Source organism: Burkholderia sp. Ax-1720, from assembly GCF_011753035.1.
In the GTDB taxonomy this organism is placed as follows: domain Bacteria; phylum Pseudomonadota; class Gammaproteobacteria; order Burkholderiales; family Burkholderiaceae; genus Burkholderia; species Burkholderia gladioli.
The window spans coordinates 24,910-43,048 of record NZ_VWWK01000022.1 but is presented as its reverse complement, the minus strand read 5'-3'; the positions used below and the strand labels follow the sequence as shown (position 1 = coordinate 43,048).

Annotated in this window: 17 protein-coding genes; 6 read left to right on the top strand and 11 right to left on the bottom strand. The window is 68.1% G+C overall.

Annotated features, from left to right (window positions below; translation table 11 throughout):
* Positions 1-11: 11 nt before the first annotated feature.
* On the top strand, positions 12-203 hold the full coding sequence (locus F3J18_RS09950) for a type II toxin-antitoxin system RelE/ParE family toxin (RefSeq protein WP_166912708.1): 192 nt from the start codon (positions 12-14) through the stop codon (positions 201-203).
* Between the two features lie 44 nt (positions 204-247).
* Here the strand turns inward: F3J18_RS09950 and F3J18_RS09945 are convergent, their stop codons facing one another.
* From F3J18_RS09945 to F3J18_RS09920, 6 genes are all read right to left on the bottom strand, one after another.
* Positions 248-1,075, bottom strand: coding sequence for a heme ABC transporter ATP-binding protein (locus F3J18_RS09945; RefSeq protein ID WP_025099354.1), 828 nt, complete (start codon positions 1,073-1,075; stop codon positions 248-250).
* A gap of 23 nt (positions 1,076-1,098) precedes the next feature.
* Positions 1,099-2,187 carry an iron ABC transporter permease gene (locus tag F3J18_RS09940; protein WP_166912707.1) on the bottom strand — a complete coding sequence of 363 codons (1,089 nt, stop codon included), beginning with the start codon at positions 2,185-2,187 and terminating at the stop codon, positions 1,099-1,101.
* Complete coding sequence (locus F3J18_RS09935; RefSeq protein ID WP_166912706.1) at positions 2,187-2,411, bottom strand: hypothetical protein; 225 nt, start codon at positions 2,409-2,411, stop codon at positions 2,187-2,189. The genes F3J18_RS09940 and F3J18_RS09935 overlap by 1 nt, the downstream gene beginning before the upstream one ends.
* 409 nt (positions 2,412-2,820) lie before the next feature.
* Positions 2,821-3,222: a DUF6232 family protein gene (locus F3J18_RS09930; protein ID WP_025099352.1), complete on the bottom strand. Its 402-nt coding sequence runs from the start codon at positions 3,220-3,222 to the stop codon at positions 2,821-2,823.
* Between the two features lie 124 nt (positions 3,223-3,346).
* Positions 3,347-3,607 carry a DUF2866 domain-containing protein gene (locus tag F3J18_RS09925; RefSeq protein ID WP_025099351.1) on the bottom strand — a complete coding sequence of 87 codons (261 nt, stop codon included), beginning with the start codon at positions 3,605-3,607 and terminating at the stop codon, positions 3,347-3,349.
* A gap of 205 nt (positions 3,608-3,812) precedes the next feature.
* Positions 3,813-4,970: a porin gene (locus F3J18_RS09920; RefSeq protein WP_025099350.1), complete on the bottom strand. Its 1,158-nt coding sequence runs from the start codon at positions 4,968-4,970 to the stop codon at positions 3,813-3,815.
* Between the two features lie 259 nt (positions 4,971-5,229).
* Between F3J18_RS09920 and F3J18_RS09915 the strand changes: the two genes are divergently transcribed.
* The gene (locus tag F3J18_RS09915; protein WP_084152529.1) at positions 5,230-6,090 is read left to right on the top strand and encodes a MetQ/NlpA family ABC transporter substrate-binding protein; all 861 of its coding nucleotides are present in this window, start codon (positions 5,230-5,232) and stop codon (positions 6,088-6,090) included.
* Between the two features lie 176 nt (positions 6,091-6,266).
* Here F3J18_RS09915 and F3J18_RS09910 read toward each other — a convergent pair whose 3' ends face one another.
* The 3 genes from F3J18_RS09910 to F3J18_RS09900 form a co-directional block, all read right to left on the bottom strand.
* Positions 6,267-7,382, bottom strand: coding sequence for a succinylglutamate desuccinylase/aspartoacylase family protein (locus F3J18_RS09910; RefSeq protein WP_013691574.1), 1,116 nt, complete (start codon positions 7,380-7,382; stop codon positions 6,267-6,269).
* A gap of 200 nt (positions 7,383-7,582) precedes the next feature.
* On the bottom strand, positions 7,583-8,365 hold the full coding sequence (locus tag F3J18_RS09905) for an ABC transporter substrate-binding protein (protein WP_166912705.1): 783 nt from the start codon (positions 8,363-8,365) through the stop codon (positions 7,583-7,585).
* Between the two features lie 301 nt (positions 8,366-8,666).
* Positions 8,667-9,587 carry a LysR substrate-binding domain-containing protein gene (locus F3J18_RS09900; RefSeq protein WP_166912704.1) on the bottom strand — a complete coding sequence of 307 codons (921 nt, stop codon included), beginning with the start codon at positions 9,585-9,587 and terminating at the stop codon, positions 8,667-8,669.
* Between the two features lie 552 nt (positions 9,588-10,139).
* On the opposite strand from F3J18_RS09900, the gene katG reads away from it, so the two are divergent.
* Positions 10,140-12,278, top strand: coding sequence for a catalase/peroxidase HPI (gene katG, locus F3J18_RS09895; protein ID WP_166912703.1), 2,139 nt, complete (start codon positions 10,140-10,142; stop codon positions 12,276-12,278).
* Positions 12,279-12,411: 133 nt separating this feature from the next.
* Positions 12,412-13,587 carry an SGNH/GDSL hydrolase family protein gene (locus F3J18_RS09890; RefSeq protein ID WP_166912702.1) on the top strand — a complete coding sequence of 392 codons (1,176 nt, stop codon included), beginning with the start codon at positions 12,412-12,414 and terminating at the stop codon, positions 13,585-13,587.
* A gap of 37 nt (positions 13,588-13,624) precedes the next feature.
* Here F3J18_RS09890 and F3J18_RS09885 read toward each other — a convergent pair whose 3' ends face one another.
* Positions 13,625-15,109, bottom strand: coding sequence for a carbohydrate porin (locus tag F3J18_RS09885; RefSeq protein ID WP_029950616.1), 1,485 nt, complete (start codon positions 15,107-15,109; stop codon positions 13,625-13,627).
* Between the two features lie 95 nt (positions 15,110-15,204).
* Positions 15,205-15,426, bottom strand: coding sequence for a hypothetical protein (locus F3J18_RS09880; protein ID WP_166912701.1), 222 nt, complete (start codon positions 15,424-15,426; stop codon positions 15,205-15,207).
* 247 nt (positions 15,427-15,673) lie between these two features.
* On the opposite strand from F3J18_RS09880, the gene F3J18_RS09875 reads away from it, so the two are divergent.
* Both F3J18_RS09875 and F3J18_RS09870 read left to right on the top strand, forming a co-directional pair.
* Positions 15,674-15,922 carry a hypothetical protein gene (locus F3J18_RS09875; RefSeq protein WP_166912700.1) on the top strand — a complete coding sequence of 83 codons (249 nt, stop codon included), beginning with the start codon at positions 15,674-15,676 and terminating at the stop codon, positions 15,920-15,922.
* A gap of 534 nt (positions 15,923-16,456) precedes the next feature.
* Positions 16,457-18,109 carry an NRAMP family divalent metal transporter gene (locus tag F3J18_RS09870; RefSeq protein ID WP_105850834.1) on the top strand — a complete coding sequence of 551 codons (1,653 nt, stop codon included), beginning with the start codon at positions 16,457-16,459 and terminating at the stop codon, positions 18,107-18,109.
* The last annotated feature ends 30 nt before the right edge of the window (positions 18,110-18,139 follow it).

The following is an 18,139-nucleotide window of genomic DNA, read 5'->3' as shown; positions in this document are numbered from 1 at the left end:
CTCCACGAGGCTTGTCAGCAGCTATTGATCTTTCCGCTTGGCTGCCCGAACGGCGGCAACTCGCTCCCGACCTGCGCGTACTGTTTTACGGCGCCTACTCCATTTATTACCGTTCGGACGATCAGGCCGTCATTGTCGTGCGTGTATTACATGGCGCCCGTGATCTGGCCACAATCGTCGATCAGGATGGTTTCGACTCCTGAGCAGCTCCGAATCTGACCGCTGCCCGAATCCCTCCACCGGCCCCTCAGGCCGGCACCATCACCGGCGGCGCCCCGTCGCCCGTCTCGACCATCTTCACCGCGAAACCGAAACAGCGCTCGATCAGCGCCGGCCGCATCACCTCGGCCGGCGTGCCTTCGGCCAACACCTCGCCGTCGGCCAGCAGCGCGACGCGATCGGCATGGCGCGCGGCCAGGTTCGGATCGTGGACGATCGTCAGCACGCCGAGCCGCCAGTCGCGCGCCAACTCGCGCACCGTGCCGAGCAGATGGTGCTGGTGCGCGAGGTCGAGCGCCGCGGTCGGCTCGTCCAGCAGCAGATAGCGCGGCGCGGCGCCGGCGTCCCGCGCGTCGTGCTCGGGCCAGAGCTGCGCGAGTACGCGCGCGAATTGCACGCGCGCGAGCTCGCCGCCCGACAGGGTCGTCACGTCGCGGCCGGCCAGTGCGCCGGCGCCGGCCAGCACCAGCGACTCGCGCACGATCTCGTGGTCGCGCGCGGCGATCGCGCCGGCGCGTCGCGTATGCGGATAACGCCCGAGCATCACCAGTTCGTCGGCGACGAAGGGAAAGGCCGGCTGCGCGGCTTGCGGTAGCACCGCGCGCAGGCGCGCCAGCGCGGCGGCGCCGAGATGCTCGAGCGCTTCGCCGTTCAGCGTCACGCGCCCGCCCAGGCGCACCTGGCGCGCGGCGCCCGCGCCGTGGAATTCACCGGCCAGGGCCTTGAGCAAGGTGCTCTTGCCGGCGCCGTTGCGGCCCAGCAAGGCGGTCACGGCGCCCGGCACGAGCCGCAGCGAGAGCCCGCGCAGCACTTCGGTGCGGCCGCGGGCGATGGAGAGACGATCGGCGATCAGCATGAGAGGACTCGAAGTGCGCCGCGTCAGCCGCCGAGCGCGTCGCGGCTCTTGCGCAGCAGCGCGAGAAAGAACGGCGCGCCGATCAGCGCGGTCAGGATGCCGAGCGGAATCTCGACGGGCGCGACCACGGTGCGCGCGACCAGGTCGGCCACCACCACCAGCAGCGCGCCGAGCAGGGCCGCGCCCGGCATCACCACGCGCTGGTCGGGCCCGCAGACGAGCCGCACGCAATGCGGCGCGACCAGGCCGATGAAGCCGATCACGCCGGTGCAGGAAACCAGCGCGCCGATGCCGAGCGCGGTGGCGACCAGCACGCCGCGCTTGACGCGCTGCACCGGCACGCCCAGGTGCAGCGCCTCCGCCTCGCCGAGCTGCAGGGCATTGAGCGCATCGCGTTCGCGTGCGAGCCAGGCGGTGCCGGCCAGCGCCAAGGGCGCTACCGCCGCCAGCGTCGACCATTGCGCGCCGCCCACGCTGCCGAGGCTCCAGAAGGTCAGCGAGCGCAGTTGCGCGTCGCTGGCGATATAGGTGAGCAGGCCGATCGCCGCGCCGGCCAGTGCATTGATCGCGATGCCGGCCAGCAGCAGCAGCGGCAGCGCGAGCCGGCCGCGCGTGGCGGCGAGCCGATAGACCAGCGCGGCTACCGCCAGCGCGCCGGCGAACGCGGCCAGCGGCAGCCAGCCGGCCGGAATGGTTGTGGACGCAAGCATCGGGCCGAGCACGATCAGGCCGGCCGCGCCAAGGGCCGCGCCGCTCGACACGCCGACCAGGCCAGGATCCGCGAGCGGATTGCGGAACAGCGCCTGCATCGCCGCGCCGGCCGTGCCGAAACCGATGCCGACCAGGGCCGCGAGCACCACGCGCGGCGCGCGGATCTCGAGCAGGACCGCGCGCGCCTGCTGCAGCGAGGCATCGGGCGCGAACAGCGCGGCCAGCAGTTGCGCGGGCGTCAGGCGATAGGCGCCGATGCAGCAGGCGGCCAGCATCGCGAGCAGCAGTGCGACGGCGGTGGCGGCCAGCATCGCGCGCGCGATCGTGCGACGCCGCGCGATCGCCGAGGTGCCGGCGTGAGCGGCCGGGCGGCTGCCGGCGAGCGTGGAGAGGCCGGACATCAGGTGGTGGTCGGATCGGTGACGACAGCGGTCGAGGCATCGCGCCCCTGGCCGGTGGTCGCGCTGGACGAGGCGCCGCCGGCCTCGAGCGGATCCTGATGCACATCGACCGCGAAGGCGGAGCCGGAAGCGGGGTTCGCCGCGGCGGTGCCGGGCTGCTGGAGGTCGAAGGCGCCGGCCGGCGCCACGCGGCGCAGTCGGCGGAACAGCGGATGTCGGTGCATGGGATCTCCCGTTGAGGCGTCGAGCTTGGCTGGCTCGGTGGCAGATCCACCTGGCTGGCGTGCCGCCGGCCTGCCGGGCCGGCGAAAGACAGTCGTAAAGCTGCGATCTTAGATGAGAATGATTATCAGTACAACGCCGGATAACCGTATTTCGTGGGCAAAGGCACGAGTTGATCGACTTGATGAGCAACTAACGGTCAGTCGCGACGCACCACTTCAAGCCGGGGCGCGGCCTGGCGCCAGCCCGTCGTCCCCGTTGCCGTCCAGCCGGCAAGGACGGGAAAAATGCCGGGCATAAACGAAGATAAGCGGACGTAAACGACACATGGCCCGGATCGCTCCGGGCCATGCAAAGGCAAAGCCAAACCGCTCACGCGGCCAATCGAGCCCGCGGGCCCGACGTTCCGGCCTATTTCGCAGCTGCCGCCGTGGCGGCCGGCTGCGCGGCCTTGGCGTCGCGCACCACCTGGGCGACCCGTTCGACGAACTCGCGCTCGACGCTGACCACGGCCTCGCGCTTGCCCTCGGCGGTATCGACCATCAGCCGGTAGGTGACGTCCTGGGTGATCCAGGTCAGGTAGCCGACCACGGCCAGCATCGCGCCGACGACGATGCCGCCGCTGACGGCATAGACCGCGCCGGCCGCGATCGCGGCCACGCCGATCAGCGAGATCAGGATCGGCACGACCGCGTTCTTGTTGACGGTGACCACGGCCAGGTCGCGAATCTCGCGCAGCGGGAACACCAGCCCGGCGCAGGACAGGCCGTTGCGGGTCACGCTGACGCCACGTTCGTTGAATGCGTTTTCCATGGATGAGATGCGTAGCGGAAAACGGGGAGGGTAGCAGAATTCCCGCCGCGCCTGCCCGTGACGGCCGGCTGGCGGGATGATGACGATCAGGAAACCTGAATGCCGCGCGGCCGTGAACGGCGCGTCAGAACAGCGAGGCGCCGTCCTCGTAGAGCCGGCCCGGCACGTGCGAGGCGACCGCCTCGGCGATCTGCTCGTCGGTGCTTTCGGCGGGGACGATGCGGCGTCGCGCGGGAGCGTCGAGGTGCATGGTCCACTCGACCAGCCGATAAGGTCGGCCCCAGGGACGTTGCATGGCCACCGAGACGCGGCAGCTCTGGACCGGGAACGCATGCTCGCGCGTCAGAATCGTGGGGAGGTGGCTGAAAACAATATCTTCGATCATCGTTTCCTCCGGTCCTGTCTCGTCCGGTGGCGGCTGCCGCCCGGCATACGATCAAAAAAAAAGCCGCCGATGCTCAGGCGGCCAACAGGGGGGGTGAGAGGATGCTCTCAATCCAGAATTAAATGAAACTTAAAAGACGAAAAAAAACGCCCCGCCGGATGGCGGGGCGTTTCTGCCGTAGTGTCTTCGCGAGTGAAGCGCTTGCTTAGAACTTGTGGCGGATGCCGACGCGAGCAGCGATCTGGTTCTTCGAACCCGTGCCCGACGTGTTGAAGTAGCTGGTGCTCGAGCCGATCTGCGCTTGCACGCCCTTGCCCGAAGCCTGCTGGTAGACAGCCAGGGCATACACGTCGGTACGCTTGGACAGCGCGTAGTCGACCGTGCCGTTGACCTGGTTCCAGTGGTACGAGTTGCTGCCTTGCGTGGCGCTCGAGTACGTGTAGCCGACAGCGCCCGACAGGGCCGGCGTCAGCGCGTACTTCAGGCCTGCTTCGTACGCGTTGTACTTGGTGCCGGCCAGGTTGATCGCGTCGAACTGCGTGTTCGTCCACAGCAGCCATGCCGTTGCCGGGCCCCAGATGTAGCGGCCGCCGACGCCGAACGTGCGCAGGTCACGCACCGTGCCCGTGCCGATGTTGGCGATCGTCGTCGAGAACGACGGCGTTGCCTGGCCCGGGAAGCGGATGTCCGTGTAGGCCGCGCCGATCGATGCCGGACCGTTCGCGTAGTTCACGCCGAAGCTGTAGGCGCGCGACGAGCCCGCCGTGGTGGTCGTGCCGACCGTCGTCGAGTTCGCGCCGGCGAACGCGCCAGCCTGGTTCGAGAAGCCGTACAAGGCGCCGAACGTGAAGCCGTAGTAGTTCGCGCTCTGGTACTTGACCGAGTTGTTGATGCGGCTCGAGGTCAGCTGGTCGATGTCGTTGACGTGGTAAGCGTAGTTACCGACGACCGTGTTGCCACCCGTCGAGTAGTTCGAACCGAGGATGTCGGTCGAGAACGAGTACTGGCGGCCGAACGTGACCGTGCCGTATTGCGTCTGGCTCAGGCCGACGTAGGCTTGACGGCCGAACAGCGCGCCGCCCTGGCCCAGCGTGCCGTTGCCGCTGTTGAAGCCGTTTTCGAGCACGAAGATCGCCTTCAGGCCACCACCGAGGTCTTCCGTGCCGCGCAGGCCCCAACGGCTGCCCTGGGCAACGCCGTCGTCGTACTTGAACAGCTTGTCCGAACCGCCGGCGGCGTTCTTGCTGTGGTTAACGTAGCTGATACCGGCGTCGATGATCCCGTACAGCGTGACGCTGCTTTGTGCGTGGGCAGCGCTGGCCGTGGCGGCGAGCACGGCGATGGTCAACAGTTTCTTGTTCAAGGCAATCTCCGAGCGAAATAAGGTTGTGCGGTTCCGCGCTCTTGAAGGCGTTTGGAAGGAACGGACCGCACTTTATCGGCGGGGCAGGTAATGAATGTGACAGTGATTGTCATAGTTCAGAATGTAGCGCCCGCACCACAGCAGACGATATGACGGTTGCGCCCGCAATCGATATGACGATTCCGCGTTTGCTTTTCGCGCAACAGCATCGATGCCCATCAGCAATGCTTGGTTGGACCGACCGGCCGGTCATGCGAGCATGCGCCGCTCGTTCATGACAGAAGAGGGGATCGCAATGCGGCGTTTTTCGGGGTGGTTCGCGCAGGTTTCGCGTCTTGCCGTGGTCGGCGGGACCTTGTCGGTCGCGCTGATGTCGGCGGCCCGGGCGGATGGCACGCCGCTGCGGATCGGCACCATGAGCGGACCGGATGCGCAGATCTGGACGGAAGTGGCGAAAGTGGCCGCTCACGACGGATTGCCGATCAAGGTGATCGAATTCAACGATTACGTGCAGCCGAACGCGGCGCTCGACTCGGGCGATCTCGACGCCAACGGCTTCCAGCACCAGCCCTTCCTCGACAGCCAGATCAAGCAGCGCGGCTACAGGATCGTCAGCGTCGGGCTGACCTATACCGCGCCGATGGGCTTCTATTCACGGAAGATCAAGTCGCTGAAGGACCTGCCGGTGGGCGCCAAGGTCGGCATCCAGAACGATCCCTCGAACGGCAACCGCGCCTTGCTGCTGCTGCAGAAGTACGGCGTCATCAAGCTGAAACCGGGCGTCGGCAGCAACGGCGTGAACGCCACGCCGCTGGACGTGGCCGAGAACCCGAAGAAGATCCGCATCGTCGAGCTCGATTCGGCCCAGTTGCCGCGCGCGCTGCCCGACCTGGACGCCGCCTCGATCAATACCGACTACGCCGTCAAGGCGGGCCTCACGCCGGTCAAGGACGCGATCGCGATCGAGGATCTCAAGGGCCCCTACGCGAACCTGATCGCGGTGCGCGCGCAGGATCGCGACAAGCCCTGGGTGAAGAAGCTGGTGGCGGCCTACGAATCGGACGACGTGCGCAAGTTCATCGACGCGAAGTTCAACGGCGCGATCGTGCCGGCGTTCTGAGTGGGGGGCTTGCCGGGCAAGGCCGGCAGGGGAAAGCGGCCCGAGTGATGGGCCGCGACGGGGAGGATCGACCGTGGGTCATGACGGCCGGCCGCGCGTAGCGACGCGTTGCCGGCCGTTGTGCATCGCGGCCGCCGAGGATGGCGGCAAACCCGGGCGCGAGAGGCTGCCGGAGCTCAGGCCGACAGCAGCGAGCCGCTGCGGAACGGCGTATTGCCGGCGATCCGCGCCACTTCCATGCCGGCGGTGGCGAAGCGCACCACCTGGCGCGCATAGAGCACGCCGCGCACGCTGGCCTTCAGCGTGACCACCCGGTCGGTCAGCGGATCGACGATATCGGCGATCTCCTGGCCCGGCTCCACCACGATGCCCACCGGCGTGCGGAACACCAGCACGCCCGATACCGGCGCCACCAGCGGCTCGGTGCCGGCCAGCGGGGTGGCGGGATGGGCCAGCGGCGGCAGCGGTGCCGGCGTGCCGTCGATCGAGCCGCGCAGGGTCAGGTAATCGACGATCGCCTGCGCGTCGCGCTCGGCGAATTCGTAGGACACGTCGCGCTCGCTGCGCAGTTCGACCGTCACCGAGATCGCGCCGTTCGGGATCGGGAAGCGGCTGCCGAAGCGCTCGCGCAGCTCCGACCAGCAGAAGCTGTGCACCTCGTCGAACGGGTTGCCGACCGAATTGAGCGCGAGCAGCGAGGCCTGGGCGTCCAGGTAGCGCGCCAGCGGCTCGACGTCCTCCCACAGATCGGGGTTCGTATAGAGGTGCATCACGGCGTCGTTGTCGCAATGCAGGTCGAGCACCACGTCGGCGTCGAACGACAGGCGCTGCAGCGCGAGCCGCTGCGATTCGAGCTCGGTGCGCGGTTTCTGCTCGTCGAGCGCCTCGCGCACCGCCGCGCGCACGGCCAGCAGGTTCTGCGCCGCGTCCTTGCCCAGCCGGCCCTCGATGCGCGGCATCACCAGCGCGGCCAGGTCATGGAAGTTGCGGTTGAAGTTCTGCATGGTGTTCAGCTCGAAGCGGCCGAGATGGTCGCCGAACACGTGCTGGGACAGGCCGATCGGGTTCGGCACCGGCACCACCACGATTTCGTCGCGCAGCCGCCCGGCCGCCTCGAGCGCAGCGAAATGGCGGCGCAGCAGGGTCGCGACGAGCATGCCGGGCAGTTCGTCGGCATGCAGCGACGACTGGATATAGACCTTCTTCCCGCTGCGCGGACCGTAATGGAAGCTGGTGATGTGGCGTTCGGTGCCGAGCGCGGGGGAAATCAGCGGATGGGTCAGCGTTTGCATGATCGGGGGGCGGGCGGCCTGGGCCGCCGAGCGGAGTCGTCAGGAACGGGGAAACGACGATTGTACGTTGCGCGCGGCAAGCGGGGGCGCCGGGCGGACGATCCCGGCCGGGCGGCCCGGGCGCGCGCTCGCGCGGGCACCTGCCGCACCAATGACAACGGGCCCCGAAGGGCCCGTCGGCTGCCGCGTCGCGGCGGGATTTACTTGCCGTAGACGTCGAAATCGAAGTACTTCTTGGCGATCTTGTCGTACGTGCCGTCCTTGCGCATCGCGGCGATCGCGCCGTCGATCTTCGCCTTCAGGTCGGTGTCTTCCTTGCGCAGGCCCACGCCGGCGCCTTCGCCGAGCGTCTTCGGATCGTCGATGTCGCCACCGGCGAACGCGTAGCCCTTGCCGCGCGGCGTCTTCAGGAAGCCGATCTCGGCCTGCACGGCATCCTGCAGCGTGGCGTCGAGGCGGCCCGACAGCAGGTCGGCGTAGACCTGGTCCTGGTTCTGGTAAGGCACCACCGTCACGCCCTTGGGCGCCCAGTAGGTCTTCGCGTAGGTTTCCTGGATCGTGCCCTGCTCGACGCCCACCGTCTTGCCCTTGAGCGAATCGGCGGTCGGCAGCAGCTTGGCGCCGGACTTGGTGACCAGGCGCGTCGGCGTGTTGAACAGTTTGGCCGAGAAGGCGATCTGTTCGGTGCGCTGCGGGGTCATCGACATCGACGACAGCACGCCGTCGAACTTGCGAGCCTTCAGCGCCGGGATCATCCCGTCGAAGTCGTTTTCGACCCACACGCACTTCGCGGCGATGCGGCGGCAGATTTCGTTGCCCAGGTCGACGTCGAAGCCGACCAGCTTGCCGTCCGCGCCCTTCGATTCGAACGGCGGGTAGCTCGCGTCGACGCCGAAGCGGACCGTCGACCAGTCTTTTGCGTAGGCGCCGCCTGCCGACACGGCAAGCAGGGCAACCGTCAGGGCCGCCAGAACTTTTTTCACTATGACTCCTCGTTGTACGGTGGTTTGCGCGCGGTCGTGCCGCAGTGCGCTCCGCCCGGTGCGGCTGCTGCCGGGCTGACTGGAAACGCCCGCCCGATGCGGACGAGCGTTCGCGGAACATTATCAAGACAAAAAGCCCAGCGGGTGCCTAGTGGAAGCCCGGATAGCGGGACGCGCCCGCGAGGGGCGGTTTTTATTGAGTTTTTCGAAAGAATGTAAGGAAGCTTTCGGTAATTGATGCCGAAACCGGTTTCGGCGCGAGCGCGTGCACCGTGCGGGTGCATGGCTCGTAGTTCGGCCTTCAGCCCAGCGTATCGGCCGCCGCCTGCTTCAGGCAGGCGATGAACTGCGTGACGGCCGGCGTCGGCAGCAGGTCGCGGCGCGACAGGATCGACAGTTCGTAGGTCGGCAGCGTCTCCTCGACGGCGGCGATGCGGATTCCCAGCGGCGCGACCATCTCGGCCAGCGGCTTGGTGAAGCAGCCGATCACGTCCGAGCGCGACACCAGGCCGAGCGTGACCGAGAACGAGGAGGGTGCGCGCAGCAGGCGGCGGGGCAGCGGCAGCCCGTGGGTGGTGAACATCGCCATCATGACGCTGTGCGGAAAATCCTCGGCGTCCACCGTCACGATCCATTCGGCGTCGAGCAGCTCGGCGAGGCTGCGTGCCTTGGCGAGCGGATGGCCGGCGCGCATCACGATCACGAATTCGGTGGACAGCAGCGGCGTCTGCACGAACTCGCGATCGAGCGCCGGGATGTGATGGATCGCGGCCAGGTCGAGCGTGCCGTTGCCGAGCTGCGTCATGGCCTCGGGCACCGACAGCTCGGCCAGGTGCAACTGCACGCTCGGCATGGTGGCGCGGAATTTCTGCACCGCGCGCGGCAGCGCGGTCAGCGCGATCGAGGGCATGGTGGCGACCGCCACGCGCCCCGACATTTCGCCCTTCACCTGCTCGACCGCCTCCACCGCGCGGCGCATGTCGCCGAGCAACTGCTCGGCGCGCGGCAGCAGGGCATGGCCGCAGGCGGTCAGCTCGACGCCGCGCACGCTGCGCACCATCAGCTCGGCGTTCAGCGCGTGCTCGATCTCGCGGATCGTGTGCGTGATCGCCGGCTGCGTGACGCCGAGCTCGCGCGCGGCGGCGCGCAGGCTGCGATGATGCGCGGCGGCCACGAAGGCCTGCAACTGCGCGAGATTAAGAGGATTGCGAATACGGGTCATCGAGGCGGTCCGGAGTGAAGACATCACGCGAGCATCATGGCGCATCGCGCCGCGATTTGGTTGCGCGCGGGAACATATTGCCGTGCGGCAAGCGCAACGCGAGGCGATCCGAGCGGCGACGGATCGGCCGGCCAGGGCATCGAGGCGAGCAATGATCGCGGCGCGCGACGCCGTCATTGTTGCGGCGATTGTTGCCCCTCGCAATGCAATGCCGGGCAGGCGCGCCCGCCTCGCGGCACGATTTCGCCGGATCCGTCATGCTGCACGTCCGTGCTTCGTCGCACCGTCGATCGTGCTTTGATGCATCGCCGCAAAACCTCGACCCTCATCGTTTCGACATGAAGCGCGGCTACGCTGCGCGGCACGTGCGGGTTGCAGGGTCCCAGATGCCGGGTGTTAGTTTTTTCGATTCCCGTCGATCAAATAATCCAATTTCCGCTCGGCAAATGCAGCGTTTAGTATTCACCAGCACGATGATTGACGAGCACCTGGCATTCCCGGCTCCTCCTCCCCCACGAGCCGGGCAAGCGTTAGCGAACAAGGAGAATACAGATGTCGAATGAGGCGAAGTGTCCGTTCAACCACTCGGCCGGCGGCGGCACCACCAATCGCGATTGGTGGCCCAAGCAGCTGCGCGTCGATCTGCTGAATCAGCATTCCAATCGTTCCAATCCGCTTGGCGAGAGTTTCGACTATCGCAAGGAATTCAAGCAACTGGACTACAGCGCGCTCAAGGCCGACCTGAAGAAGGTCCTGACCGACTCGCAGGCATGGTGGCCGGCCGACTGGGGCAGCTACGCGGGCCTGTTCATCCGCATGGCCTGGCACAGCGCCGGCACCTACCGCATGGTCGACGGCCGCGGCGGCGCGGGGCGCGGCCAGCAACGTTTCGCACCGCTGAACTCGTGGCCCGACAACGTCAGCCTGGACAAGGCGCGTCGTCTGCTGTGGCCGGTCAAGCAGAAGTACGGCCAGAAAATCTCGTGGGCCGACCTGATCATCCTGGCGGGCAATGTCGCGCTGGAAAATTCGGGTTTCCGCACCTTCGGTTTCGCGGCAGGTCGCGAAGACGTGTGGGAGCCGGACCTGGACGTGAATTGGGGTGACGAGAAGGCCTGGCTGTCGCACCGCAATCCGGAAACGCTCAAGGACAATCCGCTGTCCGCGACCGAAATGGGCCTGATCTACGTGAACCCGGAAGGTCCGAACGCCAGCGGCGATCCGGCTTCCGCGGCGCCGGCGATCCGCGCGACCTTCGGCAACATGGCGATGAACGACGAGGAAATCGTCGCGCTCATCGCCGGCGGCCACACGCTCGGCAAGACGCACGGCGCGGGCTCGGCGGACCACGTCGGTGCCGATCCGGAAGCTGCCTCGCTCGAAACGCAGGGCCTGGGCTGGACCAGCAGCTTCGGCAGCGGCGCGGGCGCCGACGCCATCACCTCCGGCCTCGAGGTGGTCTGGACGCAGACGCCGACGCAGTGGAGCAACTACTTCTTCGAGAACCTGCTCAAGTACGAATGGGTGCAGACGCGCAGCCCGGCGGGTGCCATTCAGTTCGAGGCGAAGGATGCGCCGGACCTGATTCCCGACCCGTTCGATCCGTCCAAGAAGCGCAAGCCGACGATGCTGGTGACCGATCTCACGCTGCGCTACGACCCGGAATTCGAAAAGATCTCGCGTCGTTTCCTGGGTGATCCGCAGGCGTTCAACGAAGCCTTCGCGCGTGCATGGTTCAAGCTGACCCACCGCGACATGGGCCCGAAGGCACGTTACCTCGGCCCGGAAATCCCGAAGGAAGACCTGCTGTGGCAAGACCCGCTGCCGGCTGCCACGCACCAGCCGAGCGCCGCCGATATCGCCGATCTGAAGGAAAAGATCGCCGCGTCGGGGCTGTCGGTCGGTGAGCTGGTTTCGGTCGCATGGGCCTCGGCCTCGACCTTCCGCGGCGGCGACAAGCGCGGCGGCGCCAATGGCGCCCGGCTTGCCCTGGCGCCGCAGAAGGACTGGGCGGTCAACAAGGCCGCCGTCGACGTGCTGCCCAAGCTGCAGGCCATCCAGGCCGCGTCGGGCAAGGCATCGCTGGCCGACGTGATCGTGCTGGCCGGCGTGGTTGGCGTCGAGCAGGCCGCGGCCGCTGCGGGCGTGAAGATCGACGTCCCGTTCGCACCGGGTCGTGTCGATGCGCGCCAGGATCAGACCGATGTCGAATCCGTGTCGGTGCTCGAGCCGGTTGCCGACGGCTTCCGCAACTATCGTCGCGTGGAAGGCGGCCCGTCGACCGAGGCGCTGCTGGTCGACAAGGCGCAGTTGCTGACCCTGACGGCGCCGGAATTGACCGTGCTGGTCGGCGGCCTGCGCGTGCTGGGCGCCAACTTCGACGGCAGCCAGCACGGCGTGTTCACCGATCGCGTCGGCGTGCTGAGCAACGACTTCTTCGCGAACCTGCTGGACATGGGCACCGAGTGGAAGGCTGCCGATGCGAGCGCCGAAGTGTACGAAGGGCGCGACCGCGCGAGCGGCGAGGTGAAGTACACCGGCACCCGCGCGGACCTGGTGTTCGGCTCCAATGCGGTGCTGCGGGCGCTGGCCGAGGTGTACGCGAGCGGCGACGCGAAGCGCAAGTTCGTCGAGGACTTCGTCGCGGCCTGGACCAAGGTGATGAACCTGGATCGTTTCGATCTGGGCTGATCCGGTCTCGCGAGCGTGAAGTGAGCGTATGATCCGCCGGGCCGACTGGCCCGGATCTAAGCCGAGGACGGCCGATCGCAAGATCGGCCGTTTTCTTTTGGTGCCGCCGGGCCGCCATCGATGGAGCCACCAGATGACGAATGCCGAAATCCTGCCGATCGCGACGCCGATCACCGACGCCCTGGTGCAGGGCGCGCTCGAACTCGAGACCACCGCGCGCGGCGTGCTGGTCCATCGCCTGCCGGCCTGGGCGCGCTCGCGCGGGCTCGACGCGCAGTTCGCGATGGTCGAGGCGCAGCCCTCGGGCGTGCGCCTGGTGTTCCGCACGCGTGCCAGCGAGATCGAACTCGACACGCTGCCGACGCGCTATCGCTATGCCGGCGTGCCGTCCCGGCCGCCCGGCGTCTACGACCTGCTGGTGGACGGCGCGCGGGTCGCGCAGGCCAGCGCCGAGGGTGGCGACAGCGTGGTGATCTCGCTCGGCACGGGCGCGGCCAGCCACGAACCCGGCGCGGCCGCCACGCTGCGCTTCGCCGGCCTGCCCACGCACGACAAGCGCGTCGAGCTCTGGCTGCCGCACAACGAGGCCACGCTGCTGGTGGCGCTGCGCAGCGACGCCGCCCTCGAACCGGTCGGCGACGACGGCCGGCGCGTCTGGCTGCATCACGGCAGCTCGATCAGCCAGGGCTCGAACGCGGCGAGCCCCTCGACGATCTGGCCGGCGCTGGCCGCCGCGCGGGCCGGCGTCAGCCTGCTCAATCTCGGCTTCGGCGGCAGCGCGCTGCTCGATTCCTTCGTGGCACGCACGATTCGCGACACGCGCGCCGACCTGATCAGCCTGAAACTCGGCATCAACCTCGTCAACGCCGACCTGATGCGCCAGCGCGCGTTCGCGCCGGCCGTGCACGGCTTTCTCGACACGATCCGCGATGGTCATCCCGACACGCCGCTGCTGGTGGTCTCGCCGATCCATTGCGAGATCCACGAGCGCACGCCGGGCCCCGGCGCGTTCGATCTGGAGGCGCTGGCGAGCGGCAAGGTGCTGTTTCGCGCCACCGGCGAGCCGGGCGAGCGCGCGGCCGGCAAGCTCACGCTCGAAGTCATTCGCGAGGCCTTGCAGCGCATCGTGGCGCAGCGCGCGGCCACGGATCCGAACCTGCACTATCTCGATGGCCTCACGCTGTACGGCGCCGAGGACGAGGCCGAGCTGCCCTTGCCGGATCGCCTGCATCCCGATGGCGAGGCGCATCGGCGCATCGCCGAGCGCTTCGTGGCGCGCGCCTTCGAGGGCGGCGGCGCATTCCGTTGAGCGCGAATCGCCGGCGGCTCGCCGGCGATGACCCGACTCAGAAGTTCACCACGGTGCGCAAGCCCGCCACCACCTCGTTGCCGATCCTGCGCGCCGAGCCGCCGTTCGCGGGCAGGTAATAACCGCCGCTGGGCCGCACGATGTATTGCAGGTCGCCCTGCAGCATCCACCATGGCGCGACCTGGTACTGGTAGGTCGCCTCGAACACCGTCTCGTTGATGCGCTTCGCGCCGGCGATGCCTAGCGCCGCGCCGGCCGCGGCGTCCACGTTCAGCGTGGCGTTGGTGTAGCCGATCGCGAGGCCCGCCGTGTCGTTGTCGCGGCCGTCGAACGGCGCCTTCAACGCGATGCCGGCCTGTGCCGAGAAACTCACCGAATTGCGATCGTCGGGCGCGCCCATCACGCGCGTGAACACGCCGAGCGAGCGCGCCGCGTTGCCGGTCGAGCGCCACACCATCTGGTCCGCCACCGCGTAGGCGCCGTAGTTGCCGCGATGGGTTCGCGCGATGCCGTTCGAGGCCGGCGAGTCGAGCGGCAGGCCGCTGCTGTCCTGGCGCGGATCGTCGAAACGTCCCGAGAGATACCAGAAGCCGAGCCGGTAGGTGCCGGGCAAGCCGCTCGGCCGGGCATCGGGCGCCTCGCCCTGCGCCTGGTTGAGCGCGTATTGCAGCTCGCCGATCCATAGCGCGCCGTCGTGCAGGTTGAAGCGCGTGCCGTGTGCATTGCCTTGCTGCGCGTCGTTCTGCGCGCTGCCGCCCGGGTAGCCGTCGAACACGCCGGCCAGCACCGTGATCGCCGGGGTCGGCTTGAGCTTCAGGCGCGCGCCGAGCGAGGAGAGCGGATAGGCGGGGCCGCCGCCGGGCATGTCGACCGAGGGCAATACCGGCCAGCCGAAGGTGGCATTGGCGAAGCTGCTCGCGTACTGGCTCAGCATGAATTCCTGGTCGAGACTCTGCTGGCCGATGCGCAGGTCGGCCGCGCCGCCCGCGAACTGCTGCCCGTACCAGAGCTCCCAGAGCCGCGTGCCCGCGTTCGCCTCCACGCCGCTGACGGCTTGTTGGGCGCCCAGCGCGCGCGCGCTGAGGTTGCTGCCGTGGATCTGCAGCGCGCTGACATTGAAGGTGCCGCCGGCCAGGCCGAACAGCTTGCCGGTATCGACGCTGAGGGTGCCTTGCGTGAGGCCGTCGTAGGCGCCGATCCGCTGCGTGCCGCCGCTGGCGTTGCGGAAGTATTCGCTGGTTTCCTGCAGCGCCAGTGTGATGCCGAGCGTGTCGAGCGCGGGGCGCAGCCCGCCCATGTCGCCGAACAGGGCGGCGCGTTGCCAGAGCCCGGCAGGCGAGGCGTCGTCGCCGCCCGGTGCGGCGGCAGGCGCCTCCTGCGCATGCGCCGACGCGGCGGCGAGGATCGAGACGGTGGCGGCGAGCATCGCGAACGGCCGAGGCTGGCAGGACGTGGCCGAAGCGAAGGACTTGGATGCGCGCGGCGAACGCGTGGGCTGCTGCTTGAGGGCGAGTGTTTTCATCGGCTTGCAGGGAGTGTGGTTATCGACGACGAGGGGACGCCGCGCATCGCGGGCATGAATCGGCTGCGGCGCCCGCAAGGCGCGTAACGCGGGATTCAGTTGCGCCGGGGCGCGTCGGCTGCGGTGCCGTCCTGCCTGTCCGCCTGGCGGGAATCCTGCACCGGTTCCGATACGGCTTGATGACGGCGCGGCGCCGGCGCCGGGGCCGGGGCGGCATAGGCTCGCGGATCGGCGGCGGGCGGCAGGTAGCCGCCGAGCACGTCGTCGCGGTTGGTAAAGTAGGAATGCGAAACGAAAAGGAATTGCTGCACGTACATGATGCACCTCCGCTTCGCCCGCGTCGGGCGAAAGCGATCCATGGCCGAGGCGGGCGGGCCGCATCGGGTGTTCGAGGCAGGGGAGCGTGCTGGGGCGGCCGTGATCGGGCCGGGGAGGCGCGCTGCACCGTCAATACGGGCAGCGGCTACGGGAAAGGCAGGCGCTAGCGCGTATTGGTCCTGGGGTCGCCGGGCAGGGCCGGCGAACGACTGTCGCTACTAGGCTGGGGTTCCATGATGAATCGGCTTGGGTTCGAGACAGGGCGGATTCTATGCCGCGTCCGTCACGCGGCGCAACAAAAAAATGCTTCGCAGTGCAGGGGATATTCGAATCGTCGGCGGCGCGCCGCGCGGCGGCGGCTTCATGCCTCGAAGGCGGCGCGAAGCGCGTAAGAAGGGCGTAATAAAAATCCTGCGAAAGACGGTTGACGCCTCGAATCCGACCGCGCAGAATTCGCCCGTTTTCCGACTGAAGGTCATCCATCTTGGACAGTAGCAGTAGTCGATCTCCGATCTCTCTTTCCGCCTGACCGGCGGGACTCCACGCGCTGATTCCCATCTCGCCGCCGTCCCGCCAGCAGGCAGGACGGTGCGCGCCGAAGTTCCCCTTGCTTCCCGTGCACCCTCATTGGTGCGGCCTCGAGCCGTTGCCGACGCACGTCCGTTGCCGGATGCCTGCGTTCGCGACGTCCCGGGCCGTATGGATCAACACGCCCGTATCGATGCCGATACGAAGGGAGGGTTCGATATCGCGCGCCGCTTCATGCCGATATCCCGCAGCACAGTGATCCACGACGAGCCGCGCCGATCCCCGTGATCCGGCGCCGGCCGGCGCGTGCCAGCGCCGGCCCATCCGACGACCGAAACGGCAGCCCGCCGCGGCTTGCCGCCTTGCGTATCCGCATCCGTCATCGCGTGCGGGGCATGCCGTTTTCGTCGTCCATCGATCCATCGTTTTCGCGACCTCCCGAGGCGGCATGCATTCCCGGCATGCCGCCCGCGTCGTCGCGTCCTTTCGACGAGACACCACATGTCCACTTCCTCGCAATTCCCGCCGACGCAGGCCAACCACGCGGTCCTCGACGAGGCCCATCTGGGCGACATCCGCGGCGCGCTCGGCACCATCGAGCGGCACGACACCGCGCCGCGCAAGGGCTGGCTCGCGCGCTGGCGCACCCTGCTGGCGATCCTCGGCCCCGGCCTGATCGTGATGGTCGGCGACAACGATGCCGGCGCGTTCGGCACCTACACGCAGGCCGGCCAGAACTACGGCACCACCCTGCTCTGGACGCTGATGCTGCTGATCCCCGTGCTCTACGTGAACCAGGAGATGGTGGCGCGGCTGGGCGCGGTGACCGGCGTGGGCCATGCGCGCCTGATCTTCGCGCGCTTCGGCCGCTTCTGGGGAGCGTTCAGCGCGATCGACCTGTTCGTGCTCAATGCGCTGACCATCGTCACCGAGTTCATCGGCGTCACCTTCGCGCTGCATTATTTCGGCCTGCCGAAGGTGCCGGGCGTGATCGGCGCGGCGCTGATCACCATCGCGGCGGTCTGCACCGGCAGCTTCCGGCGCTTCGAGCGTTTCGCGCTGGTGCTGGTGGCCGGCAGCTTGCTGCTGGTGCCGGTGCTGCACGCGGTGCATCCGCCCGCCTCGCGGATGTTGCATGACTTCCTGGTGCCGGGCTGGCCCGCGCATTCGAAGCTGGCTGACGTGATGCTGCTGGTGATCGGCATCGTCGGCACCACGGTGGCGCCCTGGCAGTTGTTCTTCCAGCAGAGCTACGTGGTCGACAAGCGCATCACGCCGGCCTTCAGCCGCTACGAGAAGCTCGATCTCTGGCTCGGCATCGGCCTGGTGATGATCGGCGCGGTGGCGATGATCAGCTTCTGCGCGGCGATGTACGCCGGCAAGCCCGAGTTCGGCAACTTCACCGATGCGGGCGCCGTGCTCGCCGCGCTCGACAAGTACGTGGGCAGCTACCCGGCCACGGTGTTCGCGATCGCGCTGCTCGATGCCTGCGTGATCGGCGCGGCGGCCGTCTCGCTGGCCACCGCCTACGCGGTCGGCGACGTGTTCGGCGTGCGTCACTCGCTGCATCGCCCGGTGCACCAGGCGAAGTGGTTCTATGTCGCCTATGCTGGCCTGATCGCGCTGGCCGCCACCGTCACCCTGGTGTCGAGCGACGCCTTCCTCGGCTTCCTGACCAATGCCGTGCAGGCGCTGGCCGGCGTGCTGCTGCCCAGCGCGACGGTGTTCCTGCTGCTGCTCTGCAACGATCGCTCGGTGCTCGGCCCCTGGTGCAACGGCAAGTGGCTGAACCTGTTCACCGGCGCGGTCGTGTGGGTGCTGGTGATGCTGTCGATCGTGCTGACCGCCGCCACCGTGTTCCCCGACATCAGCGGCGAGACCATCGTCGACATCCTCGCGGGCGGCAGCGCGCTCGGCGTGGTCGGCTTCGTCTGCACGCTGTTCTATCGCAACAGCCGCTTCCCGCTGCGCGCGATCGGCGCGCCGCGCTGGAGCGACGAGGAGAAGCGCGTCTGGCGCATGGCGCCGATCGAGCAACTGCCCGCGCCCTCGATGCCGATGGAGAGCAAGCTGTGGATGGCGGTGCTGCGCGGCTACCTGGTGGTGGCGGTGGCGATGATCGGCTACGAGATCGTGCGCTCGGCGCTGAACTGATCGCGTGCCGATGCGAGGCGGCCGGCGCGA